Here is a 25,095-nt window from a genome sequence, read left to right on the forward strand (position 1 = left end):
CCCGGGGTTCGCAGGGCGGAACGGGCAATGATACTGCTGTGATACCGCCGCCGCGTAGTCGGATTCGGCGCCCGACTGCAGTATGCTTGCGGGCTGCCGGCGCGGTCGATCGCTATTGCCGTATCGCCCTGTCGCCGCGCGGTCCGACAGCCAGCGAGGAGTGACGATGAGCGAGCAGACCCCCTACGATCTCCTGATCAAGGACGTGCGCGTGGTGCGCCCCAATCGCACCCGCGTGGATGCCCTGGACGTGGCGATCAGCGACGGCAGGTTCGCCGAGCTGGCTCCCGGCATCGATGCCGCCGAGGCCCGCGAGGTGGTCGACGGCGGCAACCTGCTCGCCTTCCCGGGCGTCGTCGACGCCCACATGCACACCGGCATCTACTCGCCGCTGGCCGAGGACGCCGTCACCGAGAGCCGCGCGGCGGCCATGGGCGGGGTCACCTCCAGCCTGAACTACATGCGCACCGGCCAGTACTACCTGAACAAGAGCGGGCCGTACCGGGAGTTCTTCCCCGAGGTGCTGGAGCTCTCCGAGGGCCGTTTCCACGTGGACTACGCCTATCACCTGGCGCCGATGATGCGCGAGCACATCGAGGAGATCGAGTACCTGGTGGATACCCACGGCGTCACCTCGTTCAAGATATTCATGTTCTACGGCGGCTACGGACTGCACGGGCGCTCCTCCTCCCAGGCCGAGTTCCTGATGATCGGCGAGGACGAGAAGTACGACATCGCCCATTTCGAGTTCGTGATGCGCGGCATCCGCCGGGCGATGGAGAGCCATCCGGACAAGGCGGACCAGATCAGCCTCAGCCTGCACTGCGAGACCGCCGAGATCATGGCGGCCTACACGAAGATGGTGGAGGCCGAGGGCAAGCTCACGGGCCTGCACGCCTACAACGCGTCGCGGCCGCCGCACTCCGAGGGGCTCGCGATCTTCATCGCCTCCTACCTCGCCCACGAGACCGAGCTGCCGAACATCAACCTGCTGCATCTCACCTCGCGCAAGGCGGTGGAGGCGGCCCTGAAGATGGCCGAGGCCTTCCCCCACATCAGCTTCGGCCGGGAAGTGACCATCGGCCACCTGGTGCTCGATGTGGATTCCCCCTGCGGCAAGTATGCCAAGGTGAATCCGCCGATCCGCCCGCGGGAGGACGTGGAGTACCTCTGGGAGCAGCTGCTGGACGGCAAGCTGGACTGGGTGGTCAGCGACCATGCCTGCTGCAAGGAGGAGTTCAAGGTGAGCCAGGAGAATCCGGACGACATCTTCCTGGCCAAGTCCGGATTCGGCGGTACCGAGTACCTGCTGCCCGGCCTGATTACCGAGGGCTCGCGCCGCGGCATGTCCTACAACCACATGGCGGAGCTCACCAGCTTCAACCCGGCACGGCGCTACGGCCTGAACCGCAAGGGCGACATCGCCGTGGGCCTGGACGCCGACCTGGTGCTGGTGGATCCGAACGATACCTACACGGTCCACGCGGAGGAATCGGAGTCCCAGCAGGGCTACTCGCCCTTCGAGGGGGTGGAGCTGACGGCGCGGGTGAAGAGCACGTATCTGCGCGGCCGCCGCGTTTACCACGACGGCGAGGTGGTCGGCGAGCCCGCCGGCCGCTTCCTGAGCCGGCCTTACTGAGCCGGCCTTTCCGGGCGCCGTCGGACCGCTGTCACACCCCGTCGCATTCGTGTTCCCGTCGTGGTCCCGTTAGGCAGACCCGGCCCGCTGCACTGGGCGGGCCTGGCCGGCCTGGTGGCCATGTGGGGTTCGTCCTATCTGGCCATGGAGATCGCGCTGACGGCGTACAGCCCGCTCGCGATCACCACCGGGCGCATCGTGCTGGCCGCCGCCACGCTGTGGACGGCCATGCGGCTGGCCGGCCTGCGGCTGCCGGCCGACCGGGGCTCCTGGGCGTTCTTCGTGCTGCTGTCGGTCATCGGCAACTGCCTGCCGTTCTTCCTGATCAGCTGGGGCCAGCAGACCGTGCCCTCCGGTCTCGCCGGAATCGCCATGGCGGTGACGCCGCTGGCCGTGATCCTGCTCGCCCACTTCCTGCTGCCCGACGAGCCGCTGACCCCCGGACGCATCGCCGGTTTCCTGGCCGGATTCGCGGGAGTCGCGTTGCTGGTGGGCCCGGAGTTCCTGCTGGGCGGGCGGAGCGGCGACGGCTCGCTGATCGGGCTGCTGTCGGTGCTGGGGGGTGCCCTTTGTTACGCCAGCACCGCCGTGATCACGCGGCTGGGGCCGTCCCATCACCCGCTGGTGATGTCGACGGCGGTGACCATCGCCGGCAGCCTCATCCTGCTGCCGCTGTATTTCGCGGTGGACGGCGGCGTGCTGCAGGATTTCGCCCTGGCGCCGGGCCCGCTGGCCGCCGTCGCGGCGCTGGGCATGCTGTCCACCGGTTTCGCCGCGGTGATCTTCTTCTTCCTCGTCACCCAGGCGGGTGCGGGCTTCATGACGATGCAGAGTTTCCTGGTGCCGCCCTGGGCCGTGATCACCGGCGCGCTGGTGCTGGACGAGCGGCTGCAGCCGGAAGCCTATGCCGCGATGATCCTGATCCTGGCCGGGCTCGGCATCGCCCGGCGCTTCGACCGCGCGGTGCCCCAGTCGGGCGGCTAGGGCCTGTTAACGAGGGTCTGTTAACCAGGGCCGGCTGACCGGCGCTAGTCCTCCGGCTCAGCGTCGGCGGTATCGGTATCGGTATCGAGTTCGGGATCGGTATCGGGATCGGTCTCCGGCGCAGCCGGTGCCGCGTCCGCCGGCTGCTCGCGCTCTTCCATGGCGGCCGCGATCTCGTCGGGCAGTCGCTCGGCAATATAGGAGAAGCGGTGGCGGAACGTCTGGCCCGGCGTCGAGACCGGCTGGCCGTCCACGTAGCGGGGACGATACACCAGCCGGCGCACCGCCCGCTTCACCTCGGCGTCCATGAGACCGGGCGGCTCGGATTCGACCACGCCGATGTCCTCCGTGCGGCCGCGGGCATTGACGGTGTAATCCGCCACGACGACGCCCTGGTCGAATTCCCGGCCGCGGTACACCGGATTGACCACCGGGTTGGTCTCCTCGTCCGCATAGGCGGGCGCACGGGCGTGCCGGATCAGCGCCGGCCGGTCGAAGCGCCGGTCGCGTATGGCCGCCAGGGCCTCCGTCTCGCTCAGCAGCTCCCAGGCGCGCCGGTATGCGCGCCGCGCCTTCTGCGCCTCGCCCCGCAGTGTGTGGTAGTTACCGGTGTCGATCAGGCTGTCGGCCACCAGCGCGGGCGTGCTCTCGGGGTGATTCTCCGCAATCTCCAGCGCCCGTCGCAGCGCCCATTCGCCCCGGTTCGTGACCGTCTGCTGGATGTCGTAGAGATAGGTGCGCGCGAGGCCGTTCAGGGGCTCGATCAGGCGCAGGTCGTCCTCTCCGTACTCGGCCTCGATGACGTCGATGGCCTGGTTCCACACGTCACGCTCCCGGCCGAACAGTCCGAGCCGGTGCAGCCAGCGGGCCCGGCGCTGCAGCGCGGGCAGGATCTCCGCGCTGTCCTCGCCGAAGCGGCGGGCGTAGAGCTGATAAGACAGATCCTGGATCTCGCTGGCCTCCTCCAGGTCCTGCAGGCGCACGAAGGATTCCGCCAGCGCGTCGAGCAGGTCCACCTGGTCCAGATTCTGCGGCCCCGAGTTCACGTGGGTGAGATGCACGGCACGGTCGTAGACGCGGATGGCCTCGTCCGGCCGGCCTGCCTCCAGATAGGTGTTGCCCAGGCCGCGAAGCGGGTTGATCAGGTGCTTGCTCAGGCGGCTCTCCACCCGCTCGACGATGTCCACGGCCGCCTCGTAGTTCTGCACCGCCGCCTCGTACTCGCCGTTCTGCTGCTGGGCGATGGCCAGGTTGGTCAGCGCGCGTGCGGTCTGCAGGTTATCCCGGCCGTTCACCTCGATGGAGAGCACCACCACCCGCTTGCCGGTCTCGATGGCACTGGCATAGCGGCCGCTGTCGTACAGGCGCCGGTAGGTCTGGAAAGCGCGGTCCAGTTCGCCGTGCAGGCCGGGGGGTTCGTCCTCCGGCTCGGCCGCGGTGATGGGCAGGCTCTCCGCGTCGCCGGCCTCCGGCATCGAATCGGCATCGTCTTCGGCGGCGGCGGGCACGGCCATGGCGAGGATGGCGAGGATTATGGCGGCCAGCGCGGCCACGCGGTTCGGCGGGACAGCCGCCGCGCGCGGCGGCGGCAAGGTGTCCGAACGATGGCGGTCTTGCGCGGAGGACGTCATGGCAATCGATTATGGACGGAGAGGCGTCCGGGTCAAAGGTCTGTAGACCGGCAATGGTGGCGACAGTTCGGCGGCGCGGGAAAACGGTCGGACGGAGGCCTGACCCCGCGCGGGCCGGCGTTGCGTTTACAGTGCCGGAACCCAGCCATCCGGAGAAAGTACCGTGACCAGGATCCTCATCCCGCTCTTCTGCCTGCTCGCCGCCGGCCTGGCAGCAGCCGCCGACTCTTCCACCAGCCTCACCATCTACAGCCAGGCCCGGCCGGGCGCCGTCTCGCCGGATCTCTACCGGCCGCTGCCCGGCCGCGGGGGCTGGTCGGGCCCGTCGGTGCCGGGCTACGCCATCGTCCGCCAGGACCGCACCGTGGGTCTCGCCCGCGGCCGCGGCACCCTGGAGTTCACCGACGTGGCCGCGCTCATCGACCCCACCACGGTACGGTTCCGCTCGCTGACGGACCCGGACGGGACCCGGGTGCTGGAGCAGGACTACCGCTTCGACCTGGTCAGCACCGACCGCCTGCTGGAGCGCTACCTGGACCGTCCCGTCACCGTCCATCGCGGCGTGGGCAGCGAGTCCGAGGTGCTCACCGGCACGCTGATGAGCACCACCGGCGGGCTGGTGCTCGGCATGCCCGACGGCACGGTGGAAGTGGTCAGCCAGTACCAGCGCGTGGGCTTCCCGGAGCTGCCCGGCGGCCTGATCACCCGGCCGACCCTGATCTGGGACGTCCTCAGCGAACGCGCCGGCTCGCATCGCACCCGGGTGGCGTATGAGACCGCGGGCATCACCTGGTGGGCGGACTACAACCTCACCTGGAACGAGGGCGACGACGCCAATTCCGGCACGCTGGACGTCAATGCCTGGGTCAGCATCGTGAACCAGTCCGGGGCGAGCTACGAGGACGCCCGCCTGAAGCTGATCGCGGGCGACGTGCAGCGCGGCCAGGCGCCGGGCTACCAGCAACGGGTGCGCACCGAGGCGCTGGCCATAGCGATGGCGGACACGGCCGGCTTCGAGCAGAAGGCGTTCTTCGAATTCCACCTCTACACGCTGGGCCGCCCCACGACCCTGCCGGACCGCTCCACCAAGCAGCTGGAACTCTTCCCGGCGGCCGCGGGCGTGCCGGCGCGCAAGGTGCTGGTCTACCAGGGTGCCGGCGGCTACGGCGGCTACGGCCAGCCGCGCACGGCGCGTGAGTACGGGGTGGCCTCCAACCCGAAGGTGGACGTCTACGTGGAATTCACCAACCGGCAGACCGACGGCCTGGGCGTGCCGCTGCCCGCCGGGCGCATCCGCGTCTCCCAGGTGGATACGGCCGACGGCAGCCTCGAGTTCATCGGCGAGGACGTGATCGATCACACGCCCCGCAACGAGGACGTGCGCATCCGGCTCGGCTCGGCCTTCGACGTCACCGGGGAGCGCGTGCAGCGGGACTTCCGCATCGACACCCGGGCCCACTGGATCGAGGAGGACATCGAGATCACCGTGGCCAACCGCAAGGAGGTGCCCGTGGAGGTCATCGTGCAGGAATCCCTCTATCGCTGGAGCAACTGGGAGATCCTGTCGAGTTCGGACGAATGGGAGAAGGCGGATGCGGGCGCCGTCCGCTTCCCGGTCACGATCCCGGCGGACACCGAGAAGACGCTCACCTACCGGGTCCGCTACACCTGGTAGCCGTCACAGGGTGAGGGCGAGCTGGCCCGCCGGGTGCGGGCGCCGGAAGCGCGACGTGTCCAGCTGGCGCTCGCCCTCGCCGTAGCCGGCGCGGCGCCGGGCCACGGCGAAGCGGCGGGCGATGAGGCCGGCGTACTCGCCGGTGCCCCGCTGGCGGCGGCCCCAGGCCGCATCGTAGTCGCGGCCGCCGCGGGACTGGCGCACCAGGCTCATGACGCGGGCGGCCCGCTGCGGATAGTGGGCGTCCAGCCACTCCCGGAACAGCGGCGCGACCTCGTGGGGCAGGCGCAGCAGCACCCAGGTGGCCCGGTCGGCGCCGGCCGCGGCAGCCGCCTCCAGGATCCGCTCGATCTCGTGATCGGTGAGTGCCGGAATCACCGGCGCCAGCATCAGGGTGACCGGCACGCCGGCGGTCACCAGCCGCTCGATGGTACGCAGCCGCCGGGCGGCCGAGGGTGCCCGCGGTTCCAGCAGACGCTTCACGTCGTCCTGCAGGGTCGGCAGGCTGACCGCCACCGAGCAGAGGCCGTCCGCCGCCATCTCGCCGAGGATGTCCAGGTCGCGCTCGATCAGCGCGGACTTGGTGATGATGCTGAAGGGATGGCGGAACTCCGCCAGCACCTCGAGGACGCCCCGGGTGATGCGCCGGCTGCGCTCCGCAGGCTGGTAGGCATCGGTATTGGCGCCGATGGTGATCGGGCGGCATTCGTAGCGGGGATTCATCAGGGTCTCGCGGAGGCGCTCTGCGGCGTTGGTCTTGACGAAGATCTGCGACTCGAAGTCCAGCCCGGGCGACAGGTCCAGGTAGCTGTGGGTGGGGCGGGCGTAGCAGTACACGCAGCCGTGCTCGCAGCCCCGGTACGGGTTCAATGACTGGTCGAAAGGCACGTCCGGCGAGCGGTTGCGGCTGACGATGGAGACGGCGCGCTCCTCGTGCAGGCGCGTGCCCGGCGCGTGTTCTCCCGCGTCCTCGGGCTCTATGCAACGGCTTGCGAAACGTCCCGGTGCGTTGGACACGGCACCGCGGCCGGGCTGTGGGGCGGGCTTGCTCATACTGTATGAAAATACAGTATCGCCCGGCCGCTGGCCAGAGGCCCGCAGGCGGATCAGCCGGTGAGGAAAGCGGCGAGCAGTCCCGCGCCGAGCAGCAGGCAGGCGCCGACGGTGAGCTGGGTCCTCAATCGCCGGAACCAGACCGGGTAACCGCCCGGCCACAGGGTAATGCGCTCGTAGCTGTAGATGCCGATGAAACCGGCGATCAGCAGCGCGATGCCGGCGCCGTGGGGCATCAGCAGGGCGAGCCAGCCGGCCAGCGCCGGCACCACGCTCACCAGGATGCGCTCGCCGCGGCGCTCGCGCCGCTCGTCCAGCGCCAGCCCCCACTGCAGGGCGCCCACGAAGGCGAGGATAACGGCGCCGTAGCCGGTCAGCCAGTCGAGGAACCAGGCATCGTTGTCACCCGCCAGGATGCCGGCCACGGGCAGGGCGAACGGGACGAGGCCCGCGTAGCCCATCCAGCGTGCGGGCGAGGTCGCGGCGCCCGGCGGGCCGTCCGCGATCAGCGGGTGGGCCATGAGTTCGTTCTCGCCGCCGATGAATTCACCGTCGACGAAGACGATGGGAAGCGTGGACCAGCCCGTGCCCTGTTTCAGCCGGTGGAAGCGTTCCCGCATGGGCGAGTCCCCCATCGGCATCGATTCGAAGCGATGGGGGATCTGTCGGGACTCGAGCGCTTCCCGGACGCGGCTGGTGTCCGTCAGCCCGGAGTGGAAGACGACGACCCGCTCGGAGGCGGCGACCGATTCCAGCTGCGGGTCGTCGAGTTTCACCTCAGCTCTTCTGCGGCGTCTCGTAGTACACGTGGACGTCGCGCTGCGGGAACGGGATGCTGATGCCCTCCGCGTCGAAGCGCTTCTTCACGGTCTCCGTGACGTCGAACTTCAGGCCCCAGTAGTCGGCCGCATTGGCCCAGGGCCGCGCCACGATATTGACGCTGGAGTCGGCGAGTTCGGCTACGACGATCTGCGGCGCCGGATCGGCCAGCACCCGGTCGTCGCCGGTGAGCACTTCCTCGATGATCTTCTTCGCCTTGTCGATGTCGTCGGCGTAACCGATGCCGAAAGTGAAGTCGACCCGCCGCGTCTCGTGGGCCGAGTAGTTGGTGATGATGCCGCCCGTGATCTGGCTGTTCGGCACGATGATCTTCTTGTTGTCCGGCGTGTTCATGATGGTGTTGAAGATCTGCACCTCGTCGACGGTGCCGGCGACGCCCGCAGCCTCGATGTAGTCGCCCACCTTGTAGGGCCGGAAGATGATGACCAGCACGCCGGCGGCGAAGTTGGAGAGCGAACCCTGCAGGGCCAGGCCGACGGCGAGGCCGGCGGCACCGAGGACGGCAATCAGCGAGGTCGTCTGGACGCCGAGCTGGGCGATGGCCGCCAGGATCACGAAGATCAGCAGCAGGATGCGGACGATATTGCTCAGGAACCTGATCAGCGTCGGGTCGACGTTCGCCCGTTCCATCAGTCGGCGCAGGCCCTTTGTGATCAGGTTGGCGACCCAGCGGCCGATGATGAATATCGCCAGTGCGGCGATGATGTCGACGCCGAATTCCGTGGCCAGGGTCTGAGCCTTCGAGGCCAGCTGCTCAAGATCGAGTTCCATGGGGTTTCGCTCCGGTTGGTGTTATTGTCTGCCGCCGATTCTAGAGCAAGGTGGGCGTGGATCAAGCTGAGCGGGCGGTCAGGACCAGTGTTCGAACGCGAGTGCCCACGACAGCGCGATGACGCCCACGGTGACTAGACCCGCCGACAGCTGAATGCGCGCTTCTGCGAGCCGGTCCGTATTCAGCCGCGCGCAGGCGAGACCGAGCACGCCGCCGCAGAGGAAACCCGTCAGGTGGGCGCCCACGTCGGTGCGCTCGCCGCCGCTGCCGGTGTAGGCCAGCAGTGCAATGGCCCCCACGATGGGGCCCAGCCGGTACACCCAGCGGTCCTGGGGGTAGAGCCTGCGCCGCCAGGCGAACGCGCCGATGAGTCCCAGCGCGCCGAAGATGGCGGTGGAGGCGCCGACGGCATTGTGGTCGGGCGGCTGGATCCCGGCGTTCACGGCGTTGCCCAGCGCACCGGCGGCGACGATGGCGAGCCAGGCGACGCCCGATCCCAGGTAGTGGCCGGCGAACAGCCCGAAGCCCAGGCCGAATACGAGGTTGGCCGTGATGTGGCCGAGGTCCAGGTGCAGGGTGAGGGCGGTGACGGTGCGCCACCATTCCCCCTCCAGTACGAGCGCGGCGTTCACCCGCCCGGCGCCGAACCAGTCGAGTCCCCACAGGCTCTGGGAGGAGGCCCAAGCGACGGCGCAGACCAGCAGGAGATAGCCGGCCAGGCCGGGCCAGGGATTCAGCTTGCGGAACACGGGCATCGGCCGGGGCGGGCGCCAGTGCCGGTTTTCGTGGCGCCATTCGGCCAGTTCCTGCCGGGCGCGGGCGGCCTCGGCGGCGGGGACGACCAACAGCGAGCTGCGGCCGTCGCTCAACACCTCGTGGCGGATGCCGACGGACTGCAGCACCAGCGCCCGCTCGCCGGTCTCCCGGGGCCGGGGGGATTCGAACACGACGACGGGTTCTTCTTCGCTCATCAGCACAGAGTCGGGCCGCGCCCGCGACTATTCAAGCGCCATGGCCGTGAGGGCCACGAGGGTTGGGGCGTCGTTGCCCGAAATGCGGGCAACGCGCGGCCGCGCGGCACCGCGGCGGTGCACCTGACGGGGGAGTGCGGACGCGTGTGCAGCACAAGTGCTTGATCGGCGGTGAGGGCGCCTCCTGGCACGGGACTTGCTAGGAGGAGATCAGAAGACGGTCCGCCGGTGCAGGCGGGCCGCACGATCGTTGCCGGCGCGGGCGGTTCGGTGCTTTACTCCCCCGTAGTCAGCGGATTTCCCGCGTCGGCAAACCCTGTTCCCGCGGCGACCCGGCGCTGCCGTGCAGCGCAAGGAAGCGGCGCACCGTGCGCTGGAGGTGGTGCTCCAGTTCTTCGGGTTCGATGGTCTCGCGCACGCGCAGCAGCAGCTCCAGGAAGTAGTGGGCCTTGAACATGGCCATGAGCATCGAGGCCGCTTCCAGGGGATCATCGAGGACGAGCTCCCCCCGTTCCGCGAAGCGCGACAGCAGCGAGCCCAGGAACTCGCAGTTCTGGCCAGGACCCGCCTCGTAGAAGACCCGTGCGATCGAGGGATAGCTCGGGCATTCGCCGGCCAGCAGGCGGAACATGCTGAGCACCTCCTGGTCCTGCAGCAGCTCCATGAACTGGCGGCCGAACGCGTGCAGCGCCTCCGCGGCCGGCGTCTCCGGCGGTATGGCCTCGGCTTCCAGCCCGTAGTCCGTCACCTTGGTACGGACGCACTCGCGGAACAGGGCGTCCTTGCTGTCGAAGTGGGAATAGACGGTCTGCTTCGAGACGCCGGCTTCGGCGGCGATGGCATCCATCGAGGTGCGCTGCAGGCCTTCCGACATGAACAGGCGTACCGCCGCCTGCCGGATGGCGTCGCGCTTTTCCTGGCTCTTCGGCCGTCCGGGCCGGGCGTGCGCCGCTTCAGTTATCAAACTGGACAGTTCCGTATAGGTAATTTAAGATCAAACTGAACAGTCTAGTTTAGTGCACGCGGTCACAGGATGGAACACCTCGGGGAGTCCGGTCTATGAGGCAGGCTACAGGCCAGGGAATGAGGCTTTCGCGGCACGGCGTCGTGCTCGCCGCCGTGGCGGCACTGGCTGCCTGCGCTGATGACGGCGCCGGCGAGGGGGCAATGGACCCGGCGCTGCTGGTGCCCGTGGCGCGCGTCGCGCCGGCCGATGGCTACGTGGTGCGGCGGGAATTCGCCGGCCGGGTCGAGGCGGCACGGGACAGTGCGGTGGGCTTCGAGATTGGCGGGATGCTGGCGGCGGTGCTGGTGGACGAGGGCGATAACGTCGCGGCGGGCGAACCACTCGCTCGTCTGGATACCGGGCGCCTGGAGGCCCGTGAAGCGGAGGCGGAGGCCGCGCTGGGCCAGGGCGAGGCCACGCTGTCGCTGGCGGAGACGACCCTCGCGCGCACCGGGGAAGCGCTCGAATTCCGCGGCGTGTCGCGGCAGGAATACGACGAAGCCGTCCGCGCGGAGCGCGCGGCCCGCTCCGCCCTGGAGGCGGCCCGGGCACGCCTCGACAGCGTGCGGGTCGACCTGGACAAGTCGGTGCTGCGGGCTCCCTTCGAGGCGACCGTGACACACCGCTCCGCCGACGAGGGCGAGGTGCTGGCCGCCGGCCAGGTCCTGCTCGAGCTGCAGGAGCGGACGGCGCCCCGGGTCCGCATCGGCGTGGCCGGCGACATGCTGGACGCCATCCGGGCGCGGGAAGAGCACGTCCTGCGGGTGGACGGCCGGGAGATGACCGCCCGGCTGCGCGCCGTGCTGCCGCTGAGGGATACGGCTACCCGGACGGTGGACGCCATCTTCGAACTCGAGGGCGGATACCGGGTGCTGCCCGGCGACCTGGCCCGGCTCGCGCTGGAACTGCCGGTGGAGAAGCCGGGCTTCTGGGTGCCGCTGGGATCCCTGGCCGAAGGCGACCGGGGCGTGTGGACGAACTACGTGGCGGTGCCGCTGTCCGCGGACCCATCCGACGGCCAACGCGCGGGCGAGGCGACCCACGTCATCGAGGCCCGGCCGGTCGAGGTGCTGCACGAGCAGTCGGACCGGGTCTATGTCCGCGGTGCCATCGAGGACGGCGAGCGCGTGGTCGTCGAGGGGCTGCATCGCATCGTCCCCGGGCAGACGGTTCGCATCGGCGTCCGCCAGGCAATGGGTGACACCATGCGTGAGCCCGGCACGGAGACCGAGTAATGGAGGGACGCCGCGTCCCGCCGGTCGCCCGGCCGGCGCTTGCGCTGTTCGCCAATCGCCACCTCCTGGTGCTGGGCGTCATCGTCATCCTGCTGGCCGGCCTTTCGGCCATCGGCAGCATGCCGCGCATCGAGGATCCCCGGATCACGAACCGCAATCCGAAGGTGATCACGCTGCTGCCGGGTGCCACGGCGGCAAGGATGGAGGCGCTGGTCACCGATCCCGTGGAGGACGCGCTGCGCGAGATCGCGGAGATCGCCGAGCTGGACTCGAACTCGAGGGCCGGCGTGTCCGTGGTCAACATCCAGCTGCAGGACCGCGTGGGTCCGGGCGAGAACGAGCGCATCTTCTCGCGCATACGCGACCGCCTGAACGACGTGACCGCCGAACTGCCGCCAGGCGCCCAACTGGACTTCGACGACGAGTTCAGCGCCACCGCCTTCAGCCTGGTGGCGTCGATCCACTGGGAGCAGGGCGGCGAGCCCCGGCTGACGCTGATGAACCGGCTGGCGGAGGAACTGGCCGACCGGCTGCGCAACGTGCCGGGGACCGAGCTCGTGCGGCTCTACGGCCAGCCGGCCGAGGAGATCACGGTCACCCTCGACCGTGACCGGCTGGCCGCGCTGGGCATGACCGCCACCGAGGCCGCCGCGCGGGTGGCCGGCGCCGATCCCAAGCAGCCGGCGGGAGCGCTGCGCACCGGGCAGCGCCAGCTCTTCGTGGAGGTCGCGGGCGAGCTCGACTCCGTCGCCCGCGTGGCGTCGATCCCGCTGCAGGGCAACCGCGCGGGGGCGCTGGTGACCGTCGGCGACGTCGCGGAGGTGACGCGGGGCTGGCGGGAGCCGCCGGCGGAGATCGCCCGCACGGGCGGCGCGCGCAGCATCCTCGTGGCCGCGCGCACCGGGCCCGAGATACGGGTGGACCGCTGGGCCGAGGCGGCGCGGGCCGCCGTCGAGGAATACGGTGAATCGGTGGGGCAGGGCATCGGCGTCGAGGTGGCGTTCGATCAGAGCCGCTACACGGAAGAGCGCCTGTCCACCCTCGGCGGCAATCTGTTCGCCGGCGCACTGCTGGTCATGCTGGTGGTCTTCGTCGGCATGGGCTGGCGCGCCGCGCTGATCGTGGGGGCGGCCCTGCCGCTGTCCGCCGCGCTCACGGTGTTCGGCCTGAACGTGCTCGGCCAGCAGATCCACCAGATGACGATCTTCGGCATGATCATCGCGATCGGCCTGCTCATCGACAACGCCATCGTCATGACCGACGAGGTGAAGAAGAAGCTGGACCGCGACGAGGAACGCACGGAGGCCGTGCGCCACGCGCTCTCCCACCTGTTCGTGCCGCTGCTGGCCTCGACGCTGACCACCATCCTGGGCTTCATGCCGGTCTTCCTGCTGCCGGGCCCCATGGGGGACTTCGTCGGGCCGATCGCGATCGCCGTGGTGCTGGCGCTCAGCGCGTCGTTCCTGATCGCGACCACCTTCATCCCGGTGCTCGCCGGCATCAACCTGCGGCGGCGCCGGCAGGAGCAGCGCTATCACTGGTGGGATGCCGGCTTCCGGTCCCGGCCGCTGGCGGCGCGCTACCGGCGCCTGCTCACCGCCGCCGTGGCCCGGCCCTGGGTCACCGCCGGCGCCTGCCTCGTGCTGCCCGTCTCGGGCTTCGTCCTGGCCGGCACCCTCGGCCAGCAGTTCTTCCCGCCGGCGGACCGCGACCACTTCGAAATCGAAGTCTGGCTGCCGCCGGATGCCGCGATAGCCCGCACCGCCGGGCTGGCCGCCCGCATCGAGGCGGCGGTGCGCCGCGAACCCGGCGTCGAGCGGGTCGACTGGCGGGTCGGCGGCAGCTATCCGACCATCTACTACAACCGGGTGATGCGCCAGGACGGTAACGCCGCCTACGCACACGCGATGGTCTACACGGACACGCTGGCGAGCGCCAAGCGCCTGACCCGGGAGCTGCCGCGCACGCTCTCCGACCGGTTCCCGGAAGCCTCCATCATCGTCAGCCCGTTCGCCCAGGGGCCGCCGGTGGCCGCGCCGGTGGGCTTCCGCATTACGGGCCCGGACGTCGCCACGCTGAAAGGCCTAGGCGACGAGCTGAGACGTATCATGCACACGATTCCGGGGATACTGCAGACCCGGGCCAGCGTGACCGGCGGCGAGCCGAAACTCGCTTTCCGCGCCGACGAGTACGCGGTGCGGCTCGCCGGGCTCAGCCTCAGCGACGTGGCCGGGCAGATGCAGGCGAATCTCGAGGGCGCGACCGGCGGCACCGTGCTGGAGGATCTGGAGGAGCTGCCCGTGCGGGTGCGGCTGTCGCGGGAGGCCCAGGAGACCACGGCCGCGATCGCCGGCTTTTCGCTGCTGGCACCCGCACTGGACGGCGAGTGGATTCCCGCCGACGCGGTCGGCGAGATCACGCTGGTGCCCGAGGCCGCCAGCATCAGCCGCCGCGACGGCCGCCGCGTCAACAACGTCTACGGCTACATCCGTCGCGACGCGCTCGCCATCGACGTCACCAATGCCGTGCGCGAGCGCATGGCGGCTGCCGGCTTCACCCTGCCGCCAGGCTATACGCTCGCCGTGGCGGGCGACAGCGAGGAGCAGTCGGAGGCTTTCGGCGAACTGCTCGCCTACATGCCGGTACTCCTGCTGCTGATGGCCGCGACCATCATCCTGTCCTTCCGCAGTGTGACGCTCGCGGCGCTCATCGGCGTGGTCGCGGTGCTGTCGGTGGGTCTGGGCATGCTCTCGTTGTGGGCCGGCGGCTACGCGCGCGGCTTCAACGCCATCATCGGCAGCGCCGGCCTTATAGGCGTGGCCATCAACGGCACCATCGTCGTCCTGGCCGGCATCCGGGCCAATCCGCGCGCCCGCTCCGGTGCCGCGGATGCCATCGTGGAGGAGACCGTGGGCGCGACCCGGCACATCGCCAGCACCACGCTCACCACCGTGGGCGGCTTCGTGCCGCTGCTCGTCTTCACCGGCGGGGATTTCTGGCCGCCGCTCGCCATCGTCATCGCCGGCGGCGTGTTCTTCTCCATCACGCTGTCGCTCGGTTTCACGCCGGCCATCTACCGGCTGCTGCACCGGCGCCGGTGGCGCCGTGCCGAGGCCGCGGCGGCGGCCGGCGGGAATGTGCCGGCATGATCGGCGTGATCGGCATGATCAAAGGCAGCCTGAGGCGTGCCGCGCCGGCCGTCCTCACCGCGGCCGGCGCACTGGGCCTCGCCGGCTGTGCGGTGGGACCGGATTACGAGCCGCCCGAGAGCGATGGCGGGCAATGGCTGGCCCCGCCCGACGGCGTCACGACGGAGAGCCTGCCGGCGGAATGGTGGTCGCTGCTGGAGCAGCCCGAGGTCGGCGGCTATGTGGAGGCGGCGCTGGCCGAGAACCGGGACCTGCGCGCGGCCGTGGCCCGGGTGGAGGAGGCGCGCGCGCTGCGCGGCGTGGCCGCGGCCGCGCTCTGGCCCCGCCTGGACGCCGAGGGCAGCTATACCTGGTACGAGCAGAGCCTGAACTCGCCCGGTGCCGCCTCCCAGATCATCAGCGCCGGGCTGGCCCCGAGAGACGGCGAGTTCTACAACGCCCGTCTGGACGCGAGCTGGGAGCTGGACCTGTTCGGCGCCTCCCGCCGGCGGCTGGAGGCGGCGGATGCCGGCAGCGCCGCCGCGGCGGCCGCCGCCGCCGGCACCGCGCTCTCCGTGGTGGCAGAGACCGTCAGTGCCTGGATCGAATACCGCGGCGCCCGCAAGCGCCTGGCGGTCACGCGCCGCAGCGTCGACGCCCAGGCCGAGACGCTCGCGCTCACGCGCTCCAAGGTCGAGATCGGACTGGCCCGGGAACTGGACGCCCTGCGGGCCGAGGCCGAGCTGCGCTCGACGCGGGCCCGGCTGCCGGCCCTGCAGGCGGCGGCTGCCGCGAGCGCGGACCGGCTCGCGGTGCTCACCGGACGCACCCCGGGCGAGGTACGCGCCGCACTCGAGGGCGAGCTGGCGCTGCCCGAGTCGCCGGCCAGCCTGCCGGTCGGCCTGCGCGCCGAGATCCTGCGCCGCCGTCCGGACGTGATCGCGGCAGAGCGGGAGCTCGCCGCCGCCACGGCGGAGGTGGGCGGGGCGACCGCGGCGTTCTTTCCCCGTCTGGTGCTCGGCGCCAGCGGCGGTTTCGAGGCGGGCGACGTATCGAATCTCGTCACCGGCGACAGCCGCACGCTCGGCATCGTGCCGTTCCTGCGCTGGCCGGTCTTCCAGGGAGGCAGGCTGCGGGCCGAGCTGCGGGCGGCCGAGGCGCGGGAGCACGCGGCGCTGGCGCGCTACGAGGGCGCCGTGCTGCGCGCGCTGGCCGATGCCGAGTCCGCCCTGGCTGCCTGGGCCGGTGAGCGCGGCACCCTCGCGGAACTCAGGCAGGCTTCCGCGGCGGCTGCGGCGGCAGCGGACATCGCCGCCCGGCTGTACGAGCAGGGGCTCGGCGATTTCCTGACCGTGCTGGACGCCGAGCGCCGCCTGGCCGAGACCGACGACGAACGCGTGCGCGCCGAGATCCGCGCGCTGCTCGCGCTGGTGCGTGTCTACAAGGCCCTTGGTGTCGGCACGGGTGTCGGCACGGGTGTAGGCGCGGGTGTCGGCATTGCGCCCGGCGGGCAGGGCGGAACGCCGTAACAAAACCGCAATGAATCCTTAACGTCACTTTAAGAACGGGGTGATTTCCTTAGCGCCGGGAAAAAAGCAACAAAGACGGCGCTGCCATGGACCCCGCCTCCATACTCCTGGTCGACAATGACGCCGCATGCCGCGCTGAACTCGCCCGGCACCTGCGCGAACTCGGACACAAGGTCAGCGAGGCCGAGACGGCCGGTCAGGCGGTGCGCGAGGTGCGCGACCGCCTGCCGGACCTCATGGTGCTCGAGTCGCTGCTGCCCGACGTCCACGGCGTCGAGGTGCTGCAGGACGTCCGCCGCAACGACCGGCTGCGGCCCCTGCGCGTCCTCATGACCTCCCGCGCGCCGGCCTCCCGGGACGTGGTCCGGGCCTTCGAGTCCGGCGCCGACGACTTCGTCGGCAAGCCCTACGTGATCGAGGAGATCATGGCCCGCATCGGCGCCTGCCTGCGCCGGCCGGCCAGCGCCGGCGCGAGCGACGTCCTCAGCGCCGGCGAGATCCTGGTGGACCAGACGAGCCACCGGGTCACCGTGGCCGGCAAGCCCGCCGCGCTCGCGCCGCGGGAGTACCGGCTGATGAGCTTCCTGGTCTCCAACCAGGACCGGGTGTACAGCCGCAGCCAGTTGCTGATCTACGTCTGGGACCGGGACACCAAGGTGGGCCCGCGCACGGTGGACGTCCACATCCGCCGGCTGCGCAAGATTCTGGAGCCCTACGGCATTGCTCACTACATCCAGACCGTGCGCGGCAGCGGTTACCGGTTCTCACTGCACGAGAGCTGACGCCGGTACGACTTCGTGTTGTCCGATCAAGACATTACGAGGCGGTGCTCGATCGACTCTCGGGAGTCGTCATCAATCTGTAATAGAGCTGTCACAAAACGTGAGCATTCCGGGCGTAGATTGCAGGCCCTCGGCGGCCCGGTCCGCTGCTTCGCCGATGAGAACAACAACGCAGAGTGATGAACAACGGCGCCGTACCCGGCCCGGACTCACATCGGAAACTCACGACGCGCAGTGAAGCGCACGAACGAACTCTACGCCTGGAGAAAACTGATGAATCGTAAAGTCTTGTTTGCCACAGTCCTCGCCGGCTTCGCGCTTGCCGGCTGCGACAGCGGAGACATCAACATCTCGCCGCAGACCGTCGACAACAGCGTCGACAACAGCGTGACCAACCCGGGCGGCGGCGGTGATACGAATCCCTGCGCCTCCTACCAGAACACGGGCGGTCAGACGCTGCAGGGCACCTACGACGGCACCAACTGCACCTATTCGCCCTCGTTCGCCGACGCCGGCAACAACGTGCTGGTCGACCTGAACATCCCGGCGCTGCCGAATGGCGGTGCGCATATCTTCGAAGGCAGCCTGTTCATCGGCCAGACCTTCGACAACGATGCCGACCTGGCGGCCTCCGGCATCACCGAGGGCGGCGACGGGCCGGAGCTCACCATCGAGGCGGGTGCAACCCTTGCCTGGCGGACGAGCGCCAACTTCCTGATCATCAACCGCGGGTCCCGCATTCTGGCCGTCGGTCGCGAGGACGCGCCGATTACGTTCACCTCCGAGTCCGACGTGCTGGGCACCGTCGGACCCGAGGATGTGCAGCAGTGGGGCGGCATGGTCATCAACGGCTTCGGCGTCACCAACAAGTGTGTCTACACGGGCACCGTCGCGGGCGGCGATCTGGCCACCACCGACTGCCACGTCGACGCGGAGGGTGCCGCGGGCCTCGACGAGTCCCAGTACGGCGGCGACAACAACGATGACAGCTCGGGCCGCCTGGAATACGTGGTGGTCAAGCACACCGGCGCCACCGTCGGCAACGGCGACGAGCTGAACGGCATCACGTTCGGCGGCGTCGGCCGCAACACCATCGTCCGTAACCTGCAGGTCTACTCGACCTTCGACGACGGCATCGAGATGTTCGGCGGCGCCGTCAGTTTCGAGAACTTCGTGGCGCTGTACGTTCGTGACGACTCCATCGACGTCGACGAGGGCTGGCAGGGTACGATCACCAACGCGCTGGTCATCCAGTCCGAGACCGACGGCAACCACTGCATCGAGGCCGACGGCATCGGGTCCTTCAGTGATCTGGATCCGACGAGGGTCGAGGAGATCATCACGCAGGGCATCAATACCCGCATGACCATCAATAACCTCACCTGCATCGTCTCGCCGAACGGCGCGGCCACCGCGACCCACGACCCGGGTGCCGGCTGGCGTCTGCGCGAGGGTATCTACGTCGAGATCAACGACGCCCTCCTGATCGGCTCCTTCGTCGAGGCGGACGCCACGAGCAGCAACGACAACTACGGCATGCGCATCGACAACCGAACCCAGCAGGCGGCCCTGGACGGCTTCGTGGAATTCAACTCGGTCATCATGGCCTTCCAGGAGCCCTTCCGCGGCCAGACCTTCCCGGATGGCACCACCACCGAGGAGAGCTTCTTCGCGGCCGAGGGCGGCGTCTCCGCCACGATCGCCGGCGCGACAGACGCCACCGCGGCGGCCGACCCGGACCTGCAGCTGCTCGAGCGCGACACCAACGGCATCCCGATCTACTCGATCCCCTATGCCACGATGTCCGTCGACGGCGCGGTGCCGACCGGCGCCCCGCAGAGCGGCGATTTCGTCGGCGCCGTGTCGCTGGGTATCCCGGACTGGACCCAGAACTGGACCTACGGCATCCATCCGGACAACCGCGCCCAGGCGCTGTGGTTCGAGTGACAGGCGCCTCCGCCGCTTGAGTCGGACCCGGGGCGCCACTTCCTGACGGGAGGTGGCGCCCCTTCCGGGTTCCGGCAGCCTCGCAGCTGCGCATACGCAGCAATTTGCAGGAAAACAGACAACAGGCACAGTCATGAAGAAAGCCGCAATCGCCAGGACACCGCTGGCGCTCGCCATATCGCTCATCCTGGCCGGCCCCCAGGGGCAAGTGTTCGCGCAGGACGCGGAAGGCCAGGAGGGCGTGCAGCGCCCGCAGCTCGATGCCCAGGCGGACAACGACGTCATCGACGAGATCGTGACCGTCGGCCGCTCCCTGAGTTCAGCAGAGGAGCTCATCAACGAACGTATGGACGACTCCGTGGTGGTCGACCTGCTCGGCGCCGAGGCCATGAGCCGTCTCGGCGACTCCACGGTGGCCGCCGCGCTGCGCCGCGTCCCGGGTCTCACGCTGGTGAACGACAAGTTCATCTACGTGCGTGGCCTCGGCGAGCGCTATTCGTCCACGTCGCTGAACGGCAGCCAGATCCCCTCGCCGGACCTGACCCGCAACGTCATCCCACTGGACATCTTCCCGACGTCCATCGTGGAGTCCATCCGGGTGCAGAAGGCCTGGTCGCCGGAACTGCCGGCGGACTTCGGCGGCGGCGCGGTGGACATCCGCACCAAGACGGTTCCGGACGCCTTCACGGTCGAGTTCGAGGTGGGCACCGGTACCAACAGCGAGGTCAGCGGCGACGTGCTGACCTATCCGGGTTCGAGCGACGACGACTTCGGCACCGATAGCGGCGCTCGCAGCCTGCCCGCGGAGTTGTCGCAGCAGATCGCCCGTTTCGCCGGTAACGTCGACGTCCAGGGCATCGCCAGCACCCTGCGGGCGGAGGATCCCGATCTGTCAGCGGCCGAGGCATTCCAGCAGGCCCAGAGCATCAACCGCGAACTCGGGGCTTTGCTCAATCGCGAGGTCGGTCTCGAGCGCAAGGATCCACTCCCGGACATCGACGTCCGCGGCAGTATCGGCAGCAACCTGGTCCTGAGCGAGTTGTGGGAACTCGGTTTCCTGGTCGGTGGTGCCTACGAGACAAAATGGCGCGAGACCGAGGCGATCTCCCGCAACTTCCAGTTCCCGGAGGAGCGCACCGACATCGAGAACGAGACCACCCGCAACGTGAGCATCACGGGCAATCTCAACCTCGGCCTGCGTTTCACCGGCGACCACGAACTCTCGGCCACGACCCTGTATCTCAGGAACACGGACGACGAGACCGCCATCCGTAACTTCTTCAACGAGAACCGGGAGAAGTCCGACGGCCTCGGCTTTCAGAACGTCCGCTACCAGTTCGAGGAGCGGAACATGGCGGTGAACCAGCTGCGCGGCACCCACCGCATCGGCGACGACACTCGTGACATCCTGCCCGAGGGTCTGGTGAGCTTCGTCGGCTGGGTGCCGACCGAGGCGGAGTTTTCCTGGTTCTGGTCGGATTCCCGTGCCCGCACCGACATCCCGAACCAGGTGGACATCGACCTGCAGACGGTCACCGACCCGGACACCGGCGAGGTGCTGTCTTCGGCAGTGGCGCTGGACAACCGGGCGGCGGACTATCGCTTTACCGACCTGGACGACCGGGTCGAGAATTACGGCTGGGGCTTCACTTACCCGCTCGCTTTCGGCAATTCCTACGTGGACGTCGGCGTCGGCTACGAGCACGACCAGAAGGCGCGTACCTACGATCAGCGCCAGTTCAGCGTCGGCCCCGGCAGCGGCATCGACGATTTCGATGTGCTCCAGGGCGGCCCCGAAGACCTGGGCGGTATCTTCTCGAATGACAATCTGCTCGATCCCGCGAACGACTTCGTCTTCGCCATCCAGGGCACGAACAACCAGAGCTACATCGCCGCGACCATGACCGAGGCGTTCTACGGCAAGCTGGACTGGACCTGGAACGACACCTGGCGCTTCGCCGGCGGACTGCGCTGGGAGGACTACAAGCAGGTGGCCGTCGACTGGAACCCGCTCAGCTATTCCATCGACAACCCGCAGGTCACGACGGACCCCGACCGGCTGCGCGACGCGGCGTTCCAGAAGGACGAGATATTCCCGTCGGTGGCGGTTACCTACATGGGCTCCTGGTGGGCGGAGACCTTCCAGCTGCGCTTCGGTTTCAGCGAGACCTCGGTGCGGCCCGATCTCCGTGAGATCACGGATGCCAGTTACGTGGACCCGCGCACCGGCGACCTGGTGGACGGCAACCCGGGCGTAACACCGGCCGATGTCACCAACTACGACGTTCGCGGTGAATGGTTCTTCGGCGGCGGCGACAATCTGACCGTGACGCTGTTCTACAAGGACATCGATAACCCCATCGAGTTCTTCGAGTCGGCGGCCAGTGACACCACGACTGCCCGCGAGATCGTCAACGCGGAGTCGGCGGAGGTCTACGGCGTCGAGTTCGAGGGGCTGAAGGAGCTCGGCTTCCTCGGCGACTTCATGTCCTCGTTCTTCGTCCAGGGCAACGTCACGCTGCAGGACTCCGAGCTCGTCGCCGGTCCGGAGGCTGACGCGCCCACCAACAACGTGCGTCCGCTCACGGGCGCGTCGGAGTACGTCGCCAACCTGTCGCTGGGCTACGATTCGCCCAACGGTCAGCACACGGCGTCGATCGGCTACAACGTGTTCGGCGAGCGGCTCTACGTCGCGGGCCGCAACGGCGCGCCGGACGGCTACGAGCAGCCCTTCCACTCGCTGGACTTCGTCTACTCCTGGTACCCCACCGACACCATCACGGTGAAGGCCAAGGTGCAGAACATCCTGCAGGAGAAGATCGAGATCGAGCGCGAGGGCGTCCTGACCTTCGAGGAGGACCCGGGCTCGACCTTCGCGATCAGCTTCCAGTACCGCCTCTGACAGGTCCCCGGACCGCAAGGCCGCCCCGCGGGATGGGGCGGCCTTTCTCTTCCCACGGTAGGAGGGCCTTCAGGCCCGACCCCTCCGCGCCGCAGGACGGCCTTCAGGCCCGACCCCTCCGCTCCACCACGGCCCCCAATACCTCCCCACAATCCCCATCGACTTTCAACGTCGCCAGTTCGTCCGCCCGCGTACGCCCCCGGTTGACGATGGCCACGGCCTTGCCGGCCTCCGCGGCGTAGCGGGCGAAGCGGAAGCCCGAGAAGACCATGAGCGACGAGCCCACGACGAGCAGCGCATCCGCGCGGCCGAGCGCGGCGCGGGCGTCGGCGACCCGGCCGGGCGGCACGGCCTCGCCGAAGAAGACGACGTGGGGTTTCACCACGCCGTCGCAGCGGGGGCAGGGCGGCACGACGAAGCCGGCATAGTCGGCGTTCGCGAGATCCACGTCCCCGTCGGGGCGGTCCGAGGCGGCGCCGATGCGCCGCTCCCAGTCCGGATTCAGGGCAGCCACTTCGGCCTGCCAGTCCGTGCGTGACAGTTCGGCCCCGCATGCCATGCAGACGACCGTGTCGATGCGTCCGTGCAGATCGATCACGTCCGCCGTACCGGCCTTCTGGTGCAGACCGTCCACGTTCTGGGTGACCAGGCGCTCGAGTTGACCCCGTTCCTGCAGGCCGGTGATAGCGTGGTGGGCCGCATTCGGCCGTGCCGCCGCCATGCGCGGCCAGCCCACCATGCTGCGCGCCCAGTAGCGCTGGCGGACCGAGTGCCGCGCCATGAAGTCCGCGTACTGCACCGGGCGGGCGTGCTTCCATTCGCCGGCCGGATCGCGATAGTCGGGGATGCCCGAAGCGGTGCTGCAGCCGGCGCCTGTGAGTACGAACAGCCGGGGGTGGCGCTCCAGGAACCGCGCCAGCGCCTCCGTGCCGGAGTCCTCCCGCGGCCCTTTCTGCCGGGTTTCTTGCCTGAAACGAGACATTGTCGGTTTTCCGCGTCTCCGTGCGCTCCCTACCATGGATCGTGCCCGGCTGGTTGCGCTGCCGGCCCGGGCGGGCCGTCGCGCAGACCGCCGTCGGCGCAATGGCCACGCTGTGATAGGCATCACGGCGCCCGTCCGGCTGCCGGGATAGTCTTGCGCGCATTATGTAAGGGGAGCCCCTGCGATGCTCAGAAACGCTCTTGCCGCCGTCGCCGCGCTCGCTCTCGTGGGGGTGCTCGCGATCCTGGTGGTCCAGTCCCGCGCAGTCGACTCCGAATACTATGTGACCTATGGCAACAGCGTAAACCTGCTGCGCCAGAGCCAGAACGAACTCGCGACCCTCCAGGAAGGGCTGCAGACGGCCTTCCGCGAGGGGCGTCCCGTGCCGGCAGCCACCGCCGGCCTGCTCGAGCGGCTGGAGGCCCGGCGCGACGAATTGCCGGCCACGGTCTCGGCGGATAGTGCGGCTATCGCCTCGACATTGTCGGACTACACCTCTTCACTCGATGAGTCGCTGGCGGCGGCTCGACGCTTCCTCGACGGCCAGGCGCGGCTGGCGGAGGCGGCAGCGGTCATCCGCAGCGAATCCCCGCCGCTGGTGCGCGATCTGCGCAGCTTCGGGCTGGAGGAGTTGTCCCAGGAGGTGTTCTCCCTGGCGGTCGCCGCGCTGGATTTCGCCGGCGGCGGCAGCGAGACGACCGCGGAGACAATCCGCACCCGTCTCGCCGAACTGGAGTCGGACCCGGCCGCCATGGACCGGGTGCCCGGCAAGCTGGACCGCCTCGCCGAGGCGGCACGCACGCTGACGGAGGTGCGCGATCCGGCCGGTGCCGCGCTGGCCGCCCTCGGTGAGACGCAGGCCGGCGACCGTGCCCAGGCCCTGTTCGCCGCACTGCGCGCCCACGATCGCGCCGTGGTCGGCCGGGCGGACCGTGCCCGCCTGATGCTGGCCGTGCTGAGCCTGCTGCTGCTGGCCAGCATCGCGTTCGTCGGCTGGCGTCTGCACCAGAGCTATCGGGTGCTGAACAGCGCCAACGCCGAGCTGGAAGTGCTGAATGCCTCCCTCGAGGAGCGGGTGGAGGCCCGCACCGAGCAGCTGACGAAGGCCTACGAGGAGCTGAAGGAGTCCCAGGCCCAGCTGGTGCACGCGGAGAAGATGTCGTCGCTGGGCGAGCTGGTGGCGGGCATCAGCCACGAGATCAACACGCCGCTGTGGTACCTGCTCAGCAACGCCACCCTGCTGAAGGAGCGGCTGGAGCACTTCGACCAGTTCGCGGCGGAGGCGGGCCGCCTGCTGGAGCAGCTGCGCAACGGCCGCCAGGACCGGGAAGCCTTCGTCGCCAGCCTGCGCGCCATGGATCGCCAGCTCAACCAGGACGGCCTCCGGGACGATCTGGAGGAGTCCGTCGACCTCGTCGGCGACAGCATCGAGGGCCTGGAGCAGCTCGCCGAGATGGCGCAGAGCCTCAAGGATTTCAGCCGCCTGGACCGTGCCACGGTCGGCGAGTTCAACGTCAACGAGGGTCTCGACAAGTCCCTGCTGATCGCGAAGAACGTGCTGAAGCACAAGGTCACCGTGGAGAAGGACTACGGCGAGGTGCCGACGGTGCGCTGCGCGCCGTCCCAGATCAACCAGGTGTTCCTGAATCTCATCAAGAACGCGGCCGACGCCATCGAGGGCGAGGGGACGATCACGCTCTCGACCCGCCACGAGGACGGACGTGTGCTGGTCAGCATCGCGGATACGGGCAGCGGCATTCCCGAGGACGTCATGGCGAAGATCCGCGACCCGTTCTTCACCACCAAGGAAGTGGGCCAGGGCACCGGTCTCGGACTGTCCATCGTCGACAAGATCATCACCGCCCACCTGGGCGAGCTGGTGATCGAGTCGGAGCCCGGGCGGGGCTCCGTGTTCACGGTGAAGCTGCCGGTGGAGGCGATGGGAGACGCCGACGCCGCGAACGAATCCACGGACCAGGCCACGGCGCCACCACGCGCCGCGGCGATGTAGGGAGGTCG

The 25,095-nt window shown here is 69.3% G+C and carries 17 protein-coding genes; 10 read left to right on the forward strand and 7 right to left on the reverse strand.

Annotated features, from left to right (window positions below):
- Window positions 1-166: 166 nt before the first annotated feature.
- Window positions 167-1,639: a dihydroorotase gene (locus ACJMK0_RS06500; protein WP_405236639.1), complete on the forward strand. Its 1,473-nt coding sequence runs from the start codon at window positions 167-169 to the stop codon at window positions 1,637-1,639.
- Window positions 1,640-1,699: 60 nt separating this feature from the next.
- Window positions 1,700-2,623, forward strand: coding sequence for a DMT family transporter (locus ACJMK0_RS06505; protein ID WP_405236641.1), 924 nt, complete (start codon window positions 1,700-1,702; stop codon window positions 2,621-2,623).
- 44 nt (window positions 2,624-2,667) lie between these two features.
- Here the strand turns inward: ACJMK0_RS06505 and ACJMK0_RS06510 are convergent, their stop codons facing one another.
- Window positions 2,668-4,176 (reverse strand): tetratricopeptide repeat protein, encoded by a 1,509-nt coding sequence (locus ACJMK0_RS06510; RefSeq protein WP_405236643.1) that lies wholly within the window; start codon window positions 4,174-4,176, stop codon window positions 2,668-2,670.
- Window positions 4,177-4,417: 241 nt separating this feature from the next.
- Between ACJMK0_RS06510 and ACJMK0_RS06515 the strand changes: the two genes are divergently transcribed.
- Entirely contained in the window at window positions 4,418-5,929 is a 1,512-nt protein-coding gene (locus ACJMK0_RS06515) for a DUF4139 domain-containing protein (RefSeq protein WP_405236645.1), read from the forward strand.
- Window positions 5,930-5,932: 3 nt separating this feature from the next.
- Here ACJMK0_RS06515 and ACJMK0_RS06520 read toward each other — a convergent pair whose 3' ends face one another.
- The 5 genes from ACJMK0_RS06520 to ACJMK0_RS06540 form a co-directional block, all read right to left on the reverse strand.
- Window positions 5,933-6,982, reverse strand: a complete 1,050-nt coding sequence (locus ACJMK0_RS06520; protein WP_405236647.1) for a PA0069 family radical SAM protein — start codon at window positions 6,980-6,982, stop codon at window positions 5,933-5,935.
- A 53-nt stretch (window positions 6,983-7,035) separates the two neighbouring features.
- The gene (locus tag ACJMK0_RS06525; RefSeq protein WP_405236649.1) at window positions 7,036-7,758 is read right to left on the reverse strand and encodes a DUF3429 family protein; all 723 of its coding nucleotides are present in this window, start codon (window positions 7,756-7,758) and stop codon (window positions 7,036-7,038) included.
- 1 nt (window position 7,759) lies between these two features.
- Window positions 7,760-8,593, reverse strand: coding sequence for a mechanosensitive ion channel family protein (locus tag ACJMK0_RS06530; protein ID WP_405236651.1), 834 nt, complete (start codon window positions 8,591-8,593; stop codon window positions 7,760-7,762).
- A gap of 78 nt (window positions 8,594-8,671) precedes the next feature.
- The gene (locus tag ACJMK0_RS06535; protein ID WP_405236653.1) at window positions 8,672-9,565 is read right to left on the reverse strand and encodes a rhomboid family intramembrane serine protease; all 894 of its coding nucleotides are present in this window, start codon (window positions 9,563-9,565) and stop codon (window positions 8,672-8,674) included.
- Window positions 9,566-9,854: 289 nt separating this feature from the next.
- A complete protein-coding gene (locus ACJMK0_RS06540) occupies window positions 9,855-10,529 on the reverse strand; it encodes a TetR/AcrR family transcriptional regulator (protein ID WP_405236655.1) in 675 nt (224 codons plus the stop codon).
- 119 nt (window positions 10,530-10,648) lie between these two features.
- On the opposite strand from ACJMK0_RS06540, the gene ACJMK0_RS06545 reads away from it, so the two are divergent.
- From ACJMK0_RS06545 to ACJMK0_RS06570, 6 genes are all read left to right on the forward strand, one after another.
- Window positions 10,649-11,806 carry an efflux RND transporter periplasmic adaptor subunit gene (locus tag ACJMK0_RS06545; RefSeq protein WP_405236657.1) on the forward strand — a complete coding sequence of 386 codons (1,158 nt, stop codon included), beginning with the start codon at window positions 10,649-10,651 and terminating at the stop codon, window positions 11,804-11,806.
- On the forward strand, window positions 11,806-14,955 hold the full coding sequence (locus ACJMK0_RS06550) for an efflux RND transporter permease subunit (RefSeq protein WP_405236659.1): 3,150 nt from the start codon (window positions 11,806-11,808) through the stop codon (window positions 14,953-14,955). Before ACJMK0_RS06545 ends, ACJMK0_RS06550 begins: the two co-directional genes overlap by 1 nt.
- Window positions 14,952-16,463, forward strand: coding sequence for an efflux transporter outer membrane subunit (locus ACJMK0_RS06555; protein ID WP_405236661.1), 1,512 nt, complete (start codon window positions 14,952-14,954; stop codon window positions 16,461-16,463). The genes ACJMK0_RS06550 and ACJMK0_RS06555 overlap by 4 nt, the downstream gene beginning before the upstream one ends.
- 86 nt (window positions 16,464-16,549) lie before the next feature.
- Entirely contained in the window at window positions 16,550-17,245 is a 696-nt protein-coding gene (locus tag ACJMK0_RS06560; protein WP_405236663.1) for a winged helix-turn-helix domain-containing protein, read from the forward strand.
- 273 nt (window positions 17,246-17,518) lie between these two features.
- Entirely contained in the window at window positions 17,519-19,192 is a 1,674-nt protein-coding gene (locus tag ACJMK0_RS06565; protein ID WP_405236665.1) for a serine/threonine protein kinase, read from the forward strand.
- Between the two features lie 133 nt (window positions 19,193-19,325).
- Window positions 19,326-22,094, forward strand: a complete 2,769-nt coding sequence (locus ACJMK0_RS06570) for a TonB-dependent receptor domain-containing protein (protein ID WP_405236667.1) — start codon at window positions 19,326-19,328, stop codon at window positions 22,092-22,094.
- Window positions 22,095-22,197: 103 nt separating this feature from the next.
- Here ACJMK0_RS06570 and ACJMK0_RS06575 read toward each other — a convergent pair whose 3' ends face one another.
- Window positions 22,198-23,076 carry an NAD-dependent protein deacetylase gene (locus ACJMK0_RS06575; RefSeq protein ID WP_405236669.1) on the reverse strand — a complete coding sequence of 293 codons (879 nt, stop codon included), beginning with the start codon at window positions 23,074-23,076 and terminating at the stop codon, window positions 22,198-22,200.
- A gap of 184 nt (window positions 23,077-23,260) precedes the next feature.
- On the opposite strand from ACJMK0_RS06575, the gene ACJMK0_RS06580 reads away from it, so the two are divergent.
- Window positions 23,261-25,087, forward strand: coding sequence for a sensor histidine kinase (locus tag ACJMK0_RS06580; RefSeq protein ID WP_405236671.1), 1,827 nt, complete (start codon window positions 23,261-23,263; stop codon window positions 25,085-25,087).
- Window positions 25,088-25,095 lie beyond the last annotated feature (8 nt).

This window comes from Lentisalinibacter orientalis, from assembly GCF_040706535.1.
Classification (GTDB): Bacteria; Pseudomonadota; Gammaproteobacteria; order Steroidobacterales; family Woeseiaceae; genus Lentisalinibacter; species Lentisalinibacter orientalis.